Origin of the sequence: Streptococcus sp. 27098_8_91, from assembly GCF_041432385.1 — a bacterium.
In the GTDB taxonomy this organism is placed as follows: domain Bacteria; phylum Bacillota; class Bacilli; order Lactobacillales; family Streptococcaceae; genus Streptococcus.
Map to the genome: position 1 here is coordinate 13,279 of NZ_JAPVZN010000002.1, position 16,330 is coordinate 29,608.

15 protein-coding genes are annotated in these 16,330 nt (G+C 40.0%); 13 read left to right on the plus strand and 2 right to left on the minus strand.

Translation table 11 applies throughout. From position 1 onward, the window contains the following. Positions 1-12: 12 nt before the first annotated feature. Positions 13-1,287 (minus strand): PLP-dependent aminotransferase family protein, encoded by a 1,275-nt coding sequence (locus tag O3611_RS01910; protein WP_371607635.1) that lies wholly within the window; start codon positions 1,285-1,287, stop codon positions 13-15. 376 nt (positions 1,288-1,663) lie between these two features. Here O3611_RS01910 and budA point away from each other — a divergent pair, with 376 nt between their 5' ends. The 12 genes from budA to O3611_RS01970 all read left to right on the plus strand — a co-directional run bounded on the left by budA (position 1,664) and on the right by O3611_RS01970 (position 13,717). Beyond that, a complete protein-coding gene (gene budA / locus O3611_RS01915) occupies positions 1,664-2,392 on the plus strand; it encodes an acetolactate decarboxylase (protein WP_049503184.1) in 729 nt (242 codons plus the stop codon). 12 nt (positions 2,393-2,404) lie between these two features. Continuing rightward, positions 2,405-3,157: a YhfC family intramembrane metalloprotease gene (locus O3611_RS01920; RefSeq protein WP_371607636.1), complete on the plus strand. Its 753-nt coding sequence runs from the start codon at positions 2,405-2,407 to the stop codon at positions 3,155-3,157. Positions 3,158-3,274: 117 nt separating this feature from the next. Next, positions 3,275-4,180, plus strand: coding sequence for a UDP-N-acetylmuramate dehydrogenase (gene murB / locus O3611_RS01925; protein WP_371607637.1), 906 nt, complete (start codon positions 3,275-3,277; stop codon positions 4,178-4,180). A gap of 162 nt (positions 4,181-4,342) precedes the next feature. Further along, positions 4,343-5,500: an ABC transporter ATP-binding protein gene (locus O3611_RS01930; RefSeq protein ID WP_371607638.1), complete on the plus strand. Its 1,158-nt coding sequence runs from the start codon at positions 4,343-4,345 to the stop codon at positions 5,498-5,500. Beyond that, positions 5,481-6,287 (plus strand): ABC transporter permease, encoded by an 807-nt coding sequence (locus O3611_RS01935; protein ID WP_000754114.1) that lies wholly within the window; start codon positions 5,481-5,483, stop codon positions 6,285-6,287. The genes O3611_RS01930 and O3611_RS01935 overlap by 20 nt, the downstream gene beginning before the upstream one ends. Next, entirely contained in the window at positions 6,284-7,057 is a 774-nt protein-coding gene (locus tag O3611_RS01940) for an ABC transporter permease (protein ID WP_000712740.1), read from the plus strand. Before O3611_RS01935 ends, O3611_RS01940 begins: the two co-directional genes overlap by 4 nt. Continuing rightward, complete coding sequence (locus O3611_RS01945; protein WP_371607639.1) at positions 7,054-8,124, plus strand: ABC transporter substrate-binding protein; 1,071 nt, start codon at positions 7,054-7,056, stop codon at positions 8,122-8,124. Before O3611_RS01940 ends, O3611_RS01945 begins: the two co-directional genes overlap by 4 nt. A 140-nt stretch (positions 8,125-8,264) precedes the next feature. After that, a complete protein-coding gene (locus O3611_RS01950; protein WP_371607640.1) occupies positions 8,265-8,516 on the plus strand; it encodes a hypothetical protein in 252 nt (83 codons plus the stop codon). A gap of 273 nt (positions 8,517-8,789) precedes the next feature. Beyond that, a complete protein-coding gene (locus tag O3611_RS01955) occupies positions 8,790-9,275 on the plus strand; it encodes an LURP-one-related/scramblase family protein (RefSeq protein WP_060955565.1) in 486 nt (161 codons plus the stop codon). Positions 9,276-9,291: 16 nt separating this feature from the next. Beyond that, positions 9,292-11,910 carry an alanine--tRNA ligase gene (gene alaS / locus O3611_RS01960; RefSeq protein ID WP_371607641.1) on the plus strand — a complete coding sequence of 873 codons (2,619 nt, stop codon included), beginning with the start codon at positions 9,292-9,294 and terminating at the stop codon, positions 11,908-11,910. A gap of 140 nt (positions 11,911-12,050) precedes the next feature. Beyond that, positions 12,051-13,055, plus strand: coding sequence for an NADP-dependent oxidoreductase (locus O3611_RS01965; protein ID WP_371607642.1), 1,005 nt, complete (start codon positions 12,051-12,053; stop codon positions 13,053-13,055). A gap of 17 nt (positions 13,056-13,072) precedes the next feature. Then, positions 13,073-13,717 (plus strand): TetR/AcrR family transcriptional regulator, encoded by a 645-nt coding sequence (locus O3611_RS01970; RefSeq protein ID WP_371607643.1) that lies wholly within the window; start codon positions 13,073-13,075, stop codon positions 13,715-13,717. Between the two features lie 100 nt (positions 13,718-13,817). Here O3611_RS01970 and gdhA read toward each other — a convergent pair whose 3' ends face one another. Then, positions 13,818-15,164 (minus strand): NADP-specific glutamate dehydrogenase, encoded by a 1,347-nt coding sequence (gene gdhA, locus O3611_RS01975; RefSeq protein ID WP_371607644.1) that lies wholly within the window; start codon positions 15,162-15,164, stop codon positions 13,818-13,820. Positions 15,165-15,393: 229 nt separating this feature from the next. On the opposite strand from gdhA, the gene O3611_RS01980 reads away from it, so the two are divergent. Then, on the plus strand, positions 15,394-16,329 hold the full coding sequence (locus tag O3611_RS01980) for a dihydroorotate oxidase (RefSeq protein WP_371607645.1): 936 nt from the start codon (positions 15,394-15,396) through the stop codon (positions 16,327-16,329). Position 16,330: the final 1 nt, after the last annotated feature.

The following is a 16,330-nucleotide window of genomic DNA, read 5'->3' on the forward strand; positions in this document are numbered from 1 at the left end:
CAGAGTTGGATTTCAGTCCAGCTCTGTTTTTAAATAGCTTAATGTTTCTTCAATATTTTCTAAGGAAATTTTTGCAAAGTGATAAGGGCAGTTCGTTAGATAGGAAGATTCGAAGAAGTCAAGATCTAGAGGACTGTGTTTAAGACTAGCGATGCTAGGATAGTTCCTGAGATCAAGCAAAAGCCCATCATGAAGTGGATAGTTCGGTAGGGAAATGGGATACCTTTGTAAGAGCTGTTGGATGTGCTCCTGACTTTTTTCTTGCAGTGCCAGTCGTGCTAGTCTGTTTTTCTCAAAGAGTTGACTATCGATGTAGAGTGATAGAGCCTTTTGCATGATAAGGTTGTTATCGTAGTCGAGAATGTTTTTATAGGTGACAAAAGCTTCCTTGATAGTGTTTGGAAGAAGAAGGGCAGTGATTCGAAGGGCAGGAAAAAGACTGGTAGAAAAGGATTTGATATAGATGACCAAATCATGTTGGTCTAAATAATGAAAGGTTTGTCCCATTTTAGGATCCAAGTCCCCCAGATAGTCATCCTCAACGATATAAATCTGATATTTTGCAGCCAAGTCAAGGATGGCAAGTTTTTCCTCTTCAGAATAAGAATGCCCCAGAGGATAGTGGAAACGGGGAATAGTATAGAAAAACTTAATCTTTCCGCTTTTAAAGTGTTCCTCAAGTTCGTTTAGGTCAATGCCGTCTACTCGACGGTCAATGGTTTGATAGGGAATATTTTGAGCTAGTAGCAGCTGGTTCATCCGATGATAGGTCGGTTGTTCAACCAGTATTTTCTGAGCTTGACCTGGAAAATCAATCTGAGAAAGAATAAACAGTGCTTGCTGGGTTCCAGACGTCATGACCAACTGGTCTGCCTTACTATAAATCGCTTGATCAAACAGTAGTTTCTGAACGGACTGACGTAATTCTTCTAAACCCTCTTGGTGTTCATAGTAGTTGTAGAGATAATTTTCTCGCCCAATCAAGCTCTCATTGACGCACAGACGAAAATCATCATAGGCCGCTGCGTGTTCATCGTTAACTGAGATAATTAAGTCTTCATGACTGGTTTGTTGCTCCAATACATAATAACCACTTTGAGGTTTTGAGTAGATATATTTCTCGTATCGGAGTTCTAAGAGTGCACGCTGTATGGTGTCTTTGCTACAGTGAAAATCTTGACTGAGTTTTCGGATAGATGGTAGGCGACTTCCAGTGGGAAATCTACCTGATTCTATCTCATTTTTTAGATAGTGAACGACTTGTTCATACTTGCTTTCTTGCTTCATCCCAGACCTCTCATGATTTTGTTACATTGTACCTTTTTTTTAGAAGTTTGGCAATGTTATACTCTTCGAAAATTAAATTCAAACCGCGTCAACGTCGCCTTGCCTTAGGTATGGTTACTGACTTCGTCAGTTCTATCCACAACCTCAAAACAGTGTTTTGAGCTGACTTCGTCAGTTCTATCCACAACCTCAAAATAGTGTTTTGAGCTGACTACGTCAGTTCCATCTACAACCTCAAAACAGTGTTTTGAGCAACCTGCGGCTAGTTTCCTAGTTTGCTCTTTGATTTTCATTGAGTATTAAAAGGCAGTCTAGCATTCAATTCTAATCAGAAATGTGATATACTTAGTAAGTAAAATTTTCAAAGAAGAGTGAGATGATGAAGGTGCAAGAACCAGTTAAATTATTCCAATACAATACTTTGGGAGCCTTGATGGCGGGACTTTACGGTGGAACCATGACAGTTGGTGAATTGCTTGAACATGGTGATTTAGGATTAGGAACCCTGGATTCTATCGATGGAGAATTGATTGTCTTAGATGGGAAAGCTTATCAGGCCAAGGGTTCAGGTGAGAAACCTGAAATCGTTGAAGTTTCACCAGATGCCTTGATCCCCTATGCAGCAGTTGTACCCCACCAGGCAGAAGTTATTTTCCGCCAGCGTTTTGAAATGACTGATCAGGAACTCGAAAAACGTATTGAGTCCTATTATGATGGAGAAAATCTTTTCCGTTCCATCAAGATTCATGGTGATTTCAAGCATATGCATGTTCGTATGATTCCAAAATCAACAACTGAAACGAAGTTTGCTGAGGTTGCGACGCATCAGCCTGAATATAGCTGCGACAATGTCTCAGGAACTATCGTTGGTTTTTGGACACCTGAAATTTTCCATGGAGTTAGTGTTGCTGGTTACCATCTACACTTTATCTCAGATGACCTAACCTTTGGTGGCCACGTTATGGATTTTGTCATCAAGGAAGGGATTGTAGAAGTGGGTGCAGTTGACCAGTTGGATCAACGTTTTCCTGTTCAGGACCGTCAGTATCTATTTGCTAAGTTTAATGTTGACGAGATGAAAAAAGATATCGAACAGGCAGAATAAAAGGAGTCAAATATGAAAATTCATGTAATAATAACGATGCTGGCTTTATTTACCTTTCTCATTGCAGCAGTTTGGTATGCAAGAAAGCAATACAAGATTAATTTTGCAGTTTTGGGCCTTGGGGCAGTTGCATTTTTTGCCTCTTCTCAAGTCTTGGAGAAAATCGTTCATCTCTTGGTTCTTCATCCACAAAAGGATGGGACAGTTCCACTCATGTCAGAAAATCCTCTTCTCTATGTGATTTATGGCATTTCTATGGCTGCTATCTTTGAAGAAACAGCTCGACTTATTTTCTTTAAATGGTTGGAGAAGAAAAGAACTTTGGAAGATTCAGATGCTCTTGCTTATGGATTGGGGCATGGTGGTTTAGAGTTGATCTATATCGGGATTGCAAGTTTACTCAATCTCTTCATCCTCTTTTCAGCCGTAGAATCGCAAAATCCAGCCATCATGCAACTCTTACCTGAGAGTACGCTTGCTACGATTAACAATCTAGCAGCATGGCAGATTTACCTTTTGGGACTAGAGAGAATCCTGGCCTTGCTTCTTCAAGTTGGTTTGACCTTCTGGGTTTATCAAGCAGTTCGCCAAAAGAAATGGATTTACCTAGTAGCTGCTTATGGTTTACACGCCCTATTTGATTTGGCTCCGAGCCTATCTCAAGTTGGTTGGTTGTCAAATCCTCTTCTCGTAGAAGGATTGTTAGCAGTGGAAGTTATTATTTTTATTTACTTTACAAAAACGATCTTTTATAAAAAGCAATAATACAAAAAAGAGGTTCATCCTCTTTTTAGTTTGAGCTTTTGAAAAAGCTAACCAAATCATCGAAAAATAGAGCTAAAAATGGTATAATGGAATGAATTTTATAAAAGGATTAGAAAAATGACCGTATTAGATAAATTAAATGAAACCCTAGAAGGAATCGATATTCGTTTCGACGAACCTTTAAAATCCTATACTTATACCAAAGTTGGAGGGAAGGCAGATTATTTAGTATTTCCTCGAAATCGCTACGAGATGGCTCGTGTGGTCAAGTTTGCCAATCAGGAAAACATTCCTTGGATGGTTCTTGGAAATGCAAGTAACATTATCGTCCGTGAAGGTGGAGTTCGTGGCTTTGTAATCATGTGTGACAAGCTCAATAATGTTTCGGTTGATGGTTACACTATTGAGGCTGAAGCTGGAGCAAACTTGATTGAAACCACTCGTATTGCCCTCCGTCATAGCTTGACTGGTTTTGAGTTTGCTTGTGGAATTCCAGGAAGCGTCGGTGGTGCTGTCTTTATGAATGCTGGCGCTTATGGTGGTGAGATTGCTCATGTTCTCCAGTCTTGTCAAATCTTGACTAAGGAAGGTGAAATCGAAACCCTATCTGCTAAGGACCTGGCCTTTGGTTATCGTCATTCAGCCATTCAAGCATCAGGAGCAGTAGTCCTATCAGCTAAATTTGCACTATCGCCAGGAAATTATGAGACTATCAAACAAGAAATGGACCGCTTGACCCACCTTCGTGAACTCAAGCAACCTTTAGAGTATCCTTCTTGTGGTTCAGTCTTTAAACGTCCAGTGGGGCATTTTGCAGGGCAATTGATTGCAGAAGCAGGCTTGAAAGGTTATCGTATCGGTGGGGTTGAAGTTTCTGAAAAGCATGCAGGCTTTATGGTCAATATTGCTGATGGAACTGCTAGAGATTATGAAGACTTGATTGAGTCTGTCATTGAAAAAGTTAGAGAACATTCTGGTGTTACCCTAGAGCGAGAGGTTCGTATCTTGGGTGAACATGAGTAAATACTAGAAATAGCCTAGCTGCTGCTAACTAGAAATGTAAAGGGGGTAATAGCCTATCGGTAGCGAAGATATATGCAGGTGGTCCAACTCCCTGCAAGAGGTAGTAGCGGCCTGACAGAGCCCTGATCTGTTAATCTATGAAAAAGAAGGAATTTATGCCAATTGAAAAAACCAATTATCGAATTCAGAAACGTTTCTAAAGTTTTTGAAGATAGCAACACCAAGGTTCTCAAGGATATTAACTTTGAATTGGAAGAAGGGAAGTTCTACACACTTCTCGGTGCCTCAGGATCTGGTAAATCAACCATCCTCAATATCATTGCAGGTTTGTTGGATGCAACAACTGGTGATATCATGCTAGACGGTGTCCGTATCAATGATATCCCAACCAATAAACGTGATGTTCATACGGTCTTCCAGTCTTACGCCTTGTTCCCACATATGAATGTCTTTGAAAATGTTGCCTTTCCATTGCGATTGCGTAAGGTCGATAAAAAAGAAATCGAACGACGTGTGCTAGAAGTTCTTAAGATGGTACAGTTGGAAGGTTTTGAAAAACGTTCTATTCGTAAGCTTTCTGGAGGACAACGCCAGCGTGTAGCTATTGCGCGTGCGATTATCAACCAACCTCGTGTGGTACTCTTGGATGAACCTTTGTCAGCCTTGGACTTGAAGTTGCGAACAGATATGCAGTACGAATTGCGTGAACTTCAACAGCGATTGGGCATTACCTTTGTCTTTGTTACCCATGATCAAGAAGAAGCCTTGGCTATGAGTGACTGGATTTTCGTTATGAATGATGGTGAAATCGTTCAGTCTGGGACACCAGTGGATATCTACGATGAGCCAATCAACCACTTTGTTGCTACCTTCATCGGTGAATCAAATATCCTGCCTGGAACTATGATTGAGGACTACTTGGTCGAATTTAACGGTAAACGCTTTGAAGCGGTCGACGGTGGGATGAAACCAAATGAACCAGTCGAAGTCGTGATTCGCCCAGAAGATTTGCAGATCACGCTTCCAGAAGAAGGTAAGCTTCAAGTTAAGGTCGATACTCAGCTTTTTCGTGGGGTTCACTATGAGATTATCGCCTATGACGAACTTGGCAACGAATGGATGATTCACTCGACTCGTAAGGCCATTGTGGGCGAGGAAATTGGTCTGGACTTTGAACCAGAAGACATCCACATCATGCGTCTTAATGAAACAGAAGAAGAGTTCGATGCTCGTATCGAAGAATATGTAGAAATCGAAGAGCAAGAAGCAGGTTTGATCAACGCTATCGAGGAGGAAAGAGATGAAGAAAACAACCTCTAAACTCTTTGTAGTGCCCTACATGCTTTGGATTGCGCTCTTTGTATTGGCACCCTTGGTCTTGATTTTTGGACAATCCTTTTTCAACATCGAAGGCCAGTTCAGTTTAGAAAACTATAAATCCTATTTTGCGTCACAAAATTTGACCTATCTCAAAATGAGTTTTAACTCAGTTCTCTATGCTGGGATTGTAACTCTCGTGACGCTTCTTATCAGCTATCCAACAGCCCTCTTTTTGACTCGTCTTAAACACCGTCAACTCTGGCTTATGCTCATCATCTTGCCAACATGGATCAACCTTCTCCTTAAGGCCTATGCCTTTATCGGGATTTTTGGGCAAAATGGCTCTATCAACCAATTCTTGGAATTCATCGGAATCGGTTCGCAACAGTTGCTCTTTACGGATTTCTCCTTTATCTTTGTCGCAAGCTACATCGAGCTTCCTTTTATGATTTTGCCAATTTTCAATGTCTTGGACGATATGGATAACAATCTCATCAATGCCAGCTATGATCTCGGTGCGACCAAGTGGGAAACCTTCCGTCATGTCATCTTCCCTCTGTCTATGAACGGAGTGAGAAGTGGAGTTCAGTCGGTCTTTATCCCCAGCTTGAGTCTCTTCATGCTGACCCGTTTGATTGGTGGGAACCGCGTTATCACACTAGGGACAGCCATTGAGCAGAACTTCCTAACCAATGACAACTACGGTATGGGTTCTACCATAGGTGTGATTCTCATCCTGACTATGTTCATCACCATGTGGGTGACTAAGGAAAGGAGAGAACGATGAAAAAATTTGCCAACCTTTATCTGGGACTGGTCTTTCTTGTCCTCTACCTGCCTATCTTTTACTTAATTGGCTACGCCTTTAACGCAGGCAACGACATGAACAGCTTTACGGGCTTTAGCTTGAGCCATTTTAAAACCATGTTTGGTGATGGTCGCCTCATGTTGATTGTGACTCAAACCTTTTTCTTGGCCTTCCTGTCAGCCTTGATTGCGACTATTATCGGGACTTTTGGTGCTATTTACATCTACCAGTCTCGTAAGAAATACCAAGAAGCCTTTTTATCACTCAATAATATCCTCATGGTTGCGCCTGATGTTATGATTGGTGCCAGCTTCTTGATTCTCTTTACCCAACTCAAGTTTTCACTTGGCTTTTTGACCGTTCTTTCTAGTCACGTGGCCTTCTCCATTCCTATCGTGGTCTTGATGGTCTTGCCACGTCTTAAGGAAATGAATGGCGATATGATTCATGCGGCCTATGACTTGGGAGCCAGTCAATTTCAGATGTTCAAGGAAATTATGCTTCCTTACCTGACTCCGTCTATTATTGCAGGTTATTTCATGGCCTTTACCTATTCGCTGGATGACTTTGCCGTGACCTTCTTTGTGACGGGAAATGGTTTTTCAACCCTCTCAGTTGAGATCTACTCTAGAGCTCGTAAGGGAATTTCTCTAGAAATTAATGCTCTTTCAGCCTTGGTCTTTCTCTTTAGTATTATCCTAGTTGTCGGATATTACTTCATTTCACGTGAGAAGGAGGAGCAAGCATGAAACGACTCTATTCATTTTTAGCAGGAATTCTAGCGATTATCCTTGTTTTGTGGGGAATTTCTTATCATCTTGACAGTAAAATCAATAGCCGTGATAGTCAAAAATTGGTTATCTACAACTGGGGAGACTATATCGCCCCTGAACTTCTCGAGAAATTTACAGAAGAAACAGGAATCCAAGTCCAGTATGAGACCTTTGACTCCAACGAAGCCATGTACACGAAAATCAAGCAGGGTGGGACAACCTATGATATTGCCATCCCAAGTGAGTACATGATAAACAAGATGAAGGATGAAGACCTTCTAGTTTCACTGGATTATAGCAAGATTGAGGGCATTGAGAATATCGGTTCTGAATTTCTCAACCAGTCCTTTGATCCCAACAACCAGTACTCTATCCCATACTTCTGGGGGACCTTGGGAATCGTCTACAATGAGACTATGGTGGAAGAAGCGCCTGAACATTGGGACGACCTTTGGAAGCCAGAGTATAAGAACTCCGTTATGCTCTTTGATGGGGCGCGTGAGGTACTTGGACTAGGTCTTAACTCTCTAGGATACAGTCTGAACTCCAAAGATCCTGAACAATTAGAAGAGACAGTAGACAAACTCTACAAGCTAACGCCTAACATCAAGGCCATCGTTGCCGATGAGATGAAGGGTTACATGATTCAGAACAATGCTGCCATCGGTGTGACTTTCTCAGGAGAAGCCAGCCAAATGCTGGAGAAAAATGAAAATCTCCGCTATGTCGTACCGACAGAGGCAAGTAATCTCTGGTTTGACAATATGGTCATTCCTAAGACTGTCAAAAACCAGGATGCTGCCTATGCCTTCATTAACTTTATGTTGAAACCTGACAATGCTCTTAAGAACGCAGAGTATGTCGGTTATTCAACACCAAATAATGCTGCTAAGGAAATGCTCCCTGAGGAGACAAAAGAGGACAAGTCCTTTTATCCAGATGCAGATACTATGAAACATCTAGAAGTTTATGAGAAATTTGACCATAAATGGACTGGAAAATATAGTGACCTCTTCCTACAATTCAAGATGTATCGTAAGTAGGAATAAACAAAAAGAACGAATCAGTCAAACTGGTTCGTTTTTTGAATAGTTGTATAGCTGTATATTTTTACTATCCTATTTGCTTATTTTATAGCCTAGTAGTATACTAAGTTTATAATAATAGAAAGCGGTAACAAATCATGAAAATGTCTACTTTTTTCAAAAAAAGTTATTGGCCAACCTTTTTGATTGTTAACGAAACAATTATACTATTCCATTTAAAGGATGGCTTGGATCGACAATACCTAACAACTGATTCCATACATTTGGTGATAGGTTACTTTATATTTGCAAATATTTTCGTATTTATGTATAGCAATTCGAAAACTTGGAATAAAAGTTGGGATAAAAAGAAAAATGGCAGTAAGAAAAAATATATCCTGAAAAATTAACCAGAGATATAGGGAGTTGGTTATTTAAATGAGGATTATTTCCAGTTGACGCAGACTTAAAAAAACGATATAATAAGAAAGTTGAGAATTGATTTTCTCTCCATCTTAGTTCAGAGAATTGGCGGTGCTGCGAGCCATCTAAGATAGAAAGTCATGCTACTCAATCCAACAATTGCATAAGAACGAAAGAATGACAAGTTCATTGAATGAAGGTGGTACCGCGGTTTTTCGCCCTTCGTGATATGGATTTGTCTTTTATTTTTGGAGGTGCTTATGAGAAGATTTCTTGTCAAACAAAAATTTCGCCTAGGTGGTGAACGCTTTGATATCAAGGATGAGTTGGGCAATGTTGCCTATCAGGTTGAAGGTTCTTTTTTTAAGATTCCTAAAACCTTTACCATCTATGATGTTGCTGGTGAACAGGTCAGTGAGATTAGTAAGGAAGTCTTAACTTTCCTACCTCGTTTTGAGATTCAACTCAGTAATGGAGATCATTTTTATATCCGAAAGAAGTTGACTTTCTTCAGAGATAAGTATGAGTTTGATAATCTCGGTCTTCGTATCGAAGGAAATGTCTGGGATTTGAATTTTAAATTGCTGGATGATCGTGACCAAGTGATTGCTGAGATTGCCAAGGAACTTTTCCATTTAACCTCTACCTATACCGTAACCGTCTATGACGAATCTTATGCAGACCTAGTCATTTCCCTCTGTGTCGCTATTGACTATGTGGAAATGCTAGAAAGCCAATCAAATTAGTAAAAAGGAGATACATATGAAACAATTATCCAGTGCACAAGTCCGCCAAATGTGGCTTGATTTCTGGGCTACAAAAGGCCACTCAGTAGAACCATCCGTTAGCTTGGTTCCAGTAAACGACCCAACACTTTTGTGGATCAACTCAGGGGTTGCCACTCTTAAAAAATACTTTGATGGAACCATCATTCCTGAAAACCCACGTATTACCAATGCTCAAAAGGCAATCCGTACCAACGATATCGAAAACGTAGGGAAGACTGCCCGTCACCATACTATGTTTGAAATGTTGGGAAACTTCTCAATCGGGGATTACTTCCGTGACGAAGCAATTACATGGGCATATGAGCTTTTGACAAGTCCTGAGTGGTTTGACTTCCCTAAAGACAAACTTTACATGACTTATTATCCAGATGACAAGGATTCATACAACCGCTGGATTGAAGTGGGAGTAGATCCAAGTCATTTGATCCCAATCGAAGACAACTTCTGGGAAATCGGTGCGGGACCTTCTGGACCTGATACAGAAATCTTCTTCGACCGTGGAGAAGTCTTTGACCCAGAAAATATCGGTCTTCGTCTTCTTGCAGAAGATATCGAAAACGACCGTTATATCGAAATCTGGAATATCGTATTGTCACAATTTAACGCAGACCCTGCTGTTCCTCGTAGCGAGTACAAAGAATTGCCACACAAAAACATTGATACGGGCGCTGGTTTAGAGCGTTTGGTAGCAGTGATCCAAGGTGCTAAGACAAACTTTGAAACTGACCTCTTCATGCCAATCATCCGTGAAGTTGAGAAATTATCTGGTAAGGTTTACGACCAAGATGGCGATAACATGAGCTTCAAGGTCATTGCCGACCATATCCGTTCTCTTTCATTCGCGATTGGAGATGGTGCCCTTCCTGGAAATGAAGGTCGTGGTTATGTCCTTCGTCGTCTCCTACGTCGTGCCTCTATGCATGGTCAAAAATTGGGTATCAATGAGCCTTTCCTTTACAAACTCGTTCCAACTGTTGGAAAAATCATGGAAAGCTACTACCCAGAAGTGCTTGAAAAACGTGACTTTATCGAAAAAATCGTTAAGAGCGAAGAAGAGTCATTTGCTCGTACTCTTCACTCAGGTCAACACTTTGCCCAAGGCATCGTAGCAGACTTGAAAGAAAAAGGACAATCTGTTATTGCTGGTCAAGATGTATTTAAACTCTATGATACATACGGATTCCCAGTAGAATTGACAGAAGAAATTGCTGAAGAAGCAGGAATGACTGTAGACCGTGAAGGTTTCGAAGCAGCCATGAAGGAACAACAAGAACGTGCGCGTGCATCTGCTGTCAAAGGTGGATCTATGGGTATGCAAAACGAAACCCTTCAAAACATCACTGTAGAAAGTGTCTTCAACTACAATGCTAGCCAATTGTCTTCTAAGTTGGTGGCTATCGTAGCTGACAATGCCGAAGTAGAAGCTGTATCAGAAGGAACTGCGTCACTTATCTTTGCAGAAACTCCATTCTACGCTGAAATGGGTGGACAAGTTGCGGACCATGGTCAAATCTTGGATGCTGCAGGAAATGTCGTAGCTACAGTAACAGACGTTCAAAAAGCACCAAACGGACAAGCATTGCACACCGTTGAAGTTCTTGCTCCTCTTGCATTGAACCAAGAATACACTTTGGCTATCGATAGCAATCGTCGTCATCGTGTCATGAAGAACCACACAGCCACTCACTTGCTCCATGCGGCTCTTCACAATATTCTTGGCCATCATGCAACTCAAGCAGGTTCACTTAATGAAGTTGAATTCCTTCGCTTTGACTTTACCCACTTCCAAGCAGTAACTGCTGAAGAATTGCGCGCTATTGAACAGCAAGTCAACGAAAAAATCTGGGAAGCTCTTGAAGTGAAGACAGTTGAAACGGATATTGACACTGCTAAAGAAATGGGAGCTATGGCTCTCTTTGGTGAGAAATACGGCAAGGAAGTCCGTGTTGTTACTATCGGTGACTACTCTATCGAACTTTGTGGTGGTACCCACGTTGGCAATACTTCTGAGATTGGACTCTTCAAGATTGTCAAAGAAGAAGGGATCGGTTCAGGAACTCGCCGTATCTTGGCAGTGACTGGTAAGGAAGCCTTTGAAGCCTACCGTGAACAAGAAGACGCTCTTAAAGCTGTCGCAGCAACCTTGAAAGCACCTCAACTTAAAGAAGTACCTCACAAGGTAGAAGGACTTCAAGAACAACTTCGTCAACTTCAAAAAGAAAATGCTGAGTTGAAAGAAAAAGCCGCAGCTGCAGCCGCAGGCGATATCTTCAAGGATGTTAAGGAAGTCAACGGTCACCGTTATATCGCTAGCCAAGTGTCTGTATCTGATGCTGGTGCCCTTCGTACCTTTGCAGATAACTGGAAGCAGAAAGACTACTCTGATCTTCTTGTCCTAGTTGCCGCTATCGGTGATAAGGTCAATGTCCTTGTAGCTAGCAAGACAAAAGAGGTGCATGCAGGTAATGTGATTAAAGAATTAGCTCCAATCGTCGATGGACGTGGTGGTGGTAAACCAGACATGGCCATGGCAGGAGGAAGCAATCAAGCGAAAATCCAAGAATTGTTGGATGCCGTAGCAGGTAAATTGTAAGAAAATAAAGATCTATCCAGTAGGGTAGGTCTTTTTGTTTAAAATCATAGAGCTGTTGATTTCTTTGAAGAATAAGCGTATAATATATAAAAAATGATTGAGTAATCACTCAATTTGTTAGGGATTAGGAGAATTAGATAATGGTTATTAAAGAAATACAGTATAATCGTTTTGGTGATGAGAAAGTTCTAGATTTAGTAAATATTACATCTGAACCATTAAAAATGAACCAAGTTAGGGTAGCAGTATTTGCTGTTGGTTTAAATCCTATTGATTATAAAACTTTCGAGGGGGCAAAGCCACTTCGTTTTTTGACTTTCTTAACAAAATTAAAACAACCAAGTCGTTGGTTTGAATCAAAATCATCTTTATTTCCAAGAGGAGTAGCTAGGGATTTTGCTGGTGTTATAACGGAGATTGGTGAAGGAGTGAGCCGTTTTTCAGTAGGTGACAAGGTTTTTGGAACAATAATAAGTGATCCTGGACTTGGTACTAAGAGGGGTGCGTTAGCAACAGAAATTTGTGTTTATGAATCGGAAATCGCATTGAAACCAGATAAGATTGACATGAATCATGCTGCTACTATGGGTGTAGCCTCTTTAACGGTCGGAGGTGCTTTTAGAAGAATTCATTTAAATTCAAAAGATGTTGTAGTTATTTCAGCAGCTTCAGGTGGCATTGGTAGCATTGCAGTACAGTATGCGGTTGCTAAGGGCGCAACTGTTATTGGTATTGCGAGCAAGAATAATGCAAAATATTTAGAGTCTTTAGGAGCTATACCAGTAACTTATGAAGAGGATGTCCAAAAGTCTCTTTTATCAGTAGCTCCAAAACCTATTACAAAATTCTTGGATTGCTATGGTGGTGATTACGTTAAATTAGCTTTCCATCTTGGATTGAACGGAACTGATATTGGAACTTTAGTACCTTCACCATTTGTTATGATAAAAGGGGCTCAGTTCACTGGGCCAAGACATTCTACATATGATGATTTAAGAATTCTAGAGGAGATGGTTTCAGATGGAAAAGTTCAGCTAAATATTGAGAAAGAGTATAGTTTTTCTCTGGAGTCTGTTAGAGAGGCATATCGTAGTCTGAAATTGGGACATACTCGTGGTAAAAGAATAATCAAGATAAAAGAATAGATAGTGAGGAGTTAGCAATGGAAACTATAGAATATAAGTTCGCAGAGACATTAAAATCCAGTAGCTTAAGTTTAAAACAACGTCAAGTATTAATATCCAGTTTAAAATTATTTTCCGAGATTGGTTTTGAAAATACAACTTCTCATCTTATTGCTGAACACGCTGGAGTCTCAGAAGGAACCGTTTTTAGTTATTTTAAAACCAAGGAAGGTATCCTAGATGCTATTTTATCTACATTTCTAGAGCAAGTTATTCCAGAAGTGATTGCTGATTTTTCAGATAAGAGATTTACAATAGAGCAAAAATCTTTTTCACTTTTTCTAAGAAGCATCGTTCGGGATAGGTTAATTTTTATTCATAACAATAAAATGCAAGTTAAAATTCTTTTGAGTCGTTCACTTATTGATAAAGCTATTTCTGAAGAGTTAGGAAATATTATTGTACACTCTATCATTAATCCGATTAGTCCTGTTTTGAATCAATTTAAAGAAAATGGTGTTATCCGAGATTGGTCAAATGAAAGGATCGTTCGCTATATTTTAGCTTTAAGTCTTTCTTATATTGTTCCTATGATTATAAATGACAAAGAAGATATAAACATTGATAAAGTAACAAATGAAATTGTCGAATGTCTTTCTTTTTCCTTAGTTATCGTAAAATAACTCTTAATTTTAAGTTCACTAAAAAATTAAGAGAGCTCTTTTTAAAACCAAAATAAAAATCCCCAATCGAAGTGATTGAGGATTTTTGTGTTGATTTATCTTACACAATCCCTTGTGCAATCATAGCGTTTGCTACGTTTTCAAAGGCTGCAATGTTTGCACCTGCAAGGTAGTCAGTTCCAAGACCGTAAGTTTCTGCTGTTGTTTTAGCTGTGTTGAAGATGTTAGTCATGATATCTTTGAGACGACCATCAACTTCTTCACGTGTCCATGAAAGGCGAAGGCTGTTTTGGCTCATTTCAAGAGCTGATACAGCTACCCCACCAGCATTGGCAGCTTTGGCAGGTCCATAAAGGATTCCATTTTCCTTGTAGACTTTGATAGCTTTAAGGTCGCTAGGCATGTTAGCACCTTCAGATACACAGATAACTCCTTGAGCAACCAAGCGTTTCGCAGCTTCACCGTTGATCTCGTTTTGAGTCGCACATGGAAGAGCGATATCGTAGTTTCCAGTGTAAGTCCATACAGAACCTTCGTAGTAAGTAGCAGTTGGTTTTTCTGCAGCGTACTCAGTCAAACGAGCACGACGTTTTTCCTTAACATCTGTAAGAAGGTCAAAGTCGATACCATTTTCATCAATGACATAACCATTTGAGTCAGATACAGAGATAACAGTTGCACCAAGTTCAGTTGCTTTTTGAAGAGCGTATTGAGCTACGTTACCAGAACCTGAAATCACAACTTTCTTACCAGCAAAGCTGTTATCGTTAGCTTTAAGCATTTCTTCAGTGTAGTAAACCAAACCGTAACCAGTTGCTTCTGGACGGATCAAGCTACCACCAAAACCAAGAGGTTTACCAGTCAAGACACCAGCATCAAATTGGTTGAGGCGTTTGTATTGTCCGTAAAGGTAACCAATCTCACGTCCACCAACACCGATATCACCAGCAGGTACGTCAAGAGATGGTCCGATGTATTTTTGCAATTCAGTCATGAAGCTTTGGCAGAAGCGCATCACTTCAGCATCAGTTTTGCCTTTAGGATCGAAGTCTGATCCACCTTTACCACCACCGATTGGAAGTCCAGTCAAAACGTTTTTAAAGATTTGTTCGAATCCGAGGAATTTCAAGATCCCTTGGTTTACAGTTGGGTGGAAACGAAGTCCGCCTTTATATGGTCCAACAGCTGAGTTGAATTGAACACGGTAACCACGGTTAACTTGAACTTTTCCATCACGGTCAACCCAAGGAACACGGAAGCTAATTATGCGCTCAGGCTCAGTGATACGTGCCAAGATATTTTCTTCAATATACTCAGGGTGTTTTTCAAAGACAGGCTCCAAAGTGCTGAAGAATTCTTCAACCGCCTGGAGAAATTCAGCCTCATGCCCGTTACGAGCTTTTACAGTTTCAAACACGCTTTGGATATATTCTTTAGCAGATGTCATATCGTTCTCCTTTTTGTTGTCATATTTTATTACATGAGTCATTATAGCAGAAAATTTTTTCAGTGTAAAGAAAAAAACACAAATTTTCTAAAAATTCTTTCAATTTGACACAACTGATTCAAAACTTGCTAAAAAACGAACATTTTCTATGGAAATGGTTTTATTGAAAAGCAAAAGTTAAAGTATGGTATAATAATAGACATAAAAAGGAATCTGGAGGAACAGAATCATGGTATCAACTAAAACACAGATTGCTGGTTTTGAGTTTGACAATTGCTTGATGAATGCAGCAGGAGTTGCTTGTATGACTATTGAGGAATTGGAAGGTGTTAAAAATTCAGCAGCAGGAACCTTTGTCACTAAAACAGCAACCTTGGAATTTCGTCAGGGAAATCCGGAACCACGTTATCAAGATGTTCCACTAGGTTCTATTAACTCGATGGGCCTCCCAAATAATGGTTTAGACTATTACTTAAACTATCTATTGGAATTACAAGAAAAAGAACCAAACCGTACCTTCTTTTTATCATTAGTTGGAATGTCTCCAGAGGAAACTCACACTATTTTGAAAAAGGTTCAAGAGAGTGATTTTCGTGGTCTAACTGAACTCAATCTCTCATGCCCAAATGTTCCTGGTAAACCACAGATTGCCTATGATTTTGAAACAACAGATCGTATCTTATCAGAAGTCTTTGAGTATTTTACAAAACCTCTAGGAATTAAGCTTCCACCTTATTTTGATATTGTACATTTTGATCAAGCGGCAGCTATTTTTAATAAATATCCACTCAAATTCGTCAACTGTGTCAACTCTATTGGAAATGGTCTTTATATAGAAGACGAGTCTGTCGTGATTCGTCCTAAGAACGGCTTTGGTGGAATTGGTGGAGAATACATTAAACCAACTGCCCTTGCCAACGTTCATGCCTTTTATCAACGCTTAAATCCTCAGATTCAAATCATCGGAACTGGTGGAGTATTAACAGGACGTGATGCTTTTGAACATATCCTATGTGGTGCCAGCATGGTGCAGGTAGGAACTACCCTACATAAAGAAGGTGTGGGTGCTTTTGAACGCATTACAAAGGAACTCAAAGAAATTATGACGGAAAAAGGTTATGAAAGCCTTGAAGATTTCCGTGGTAAATTGAATTATATTGATTAAA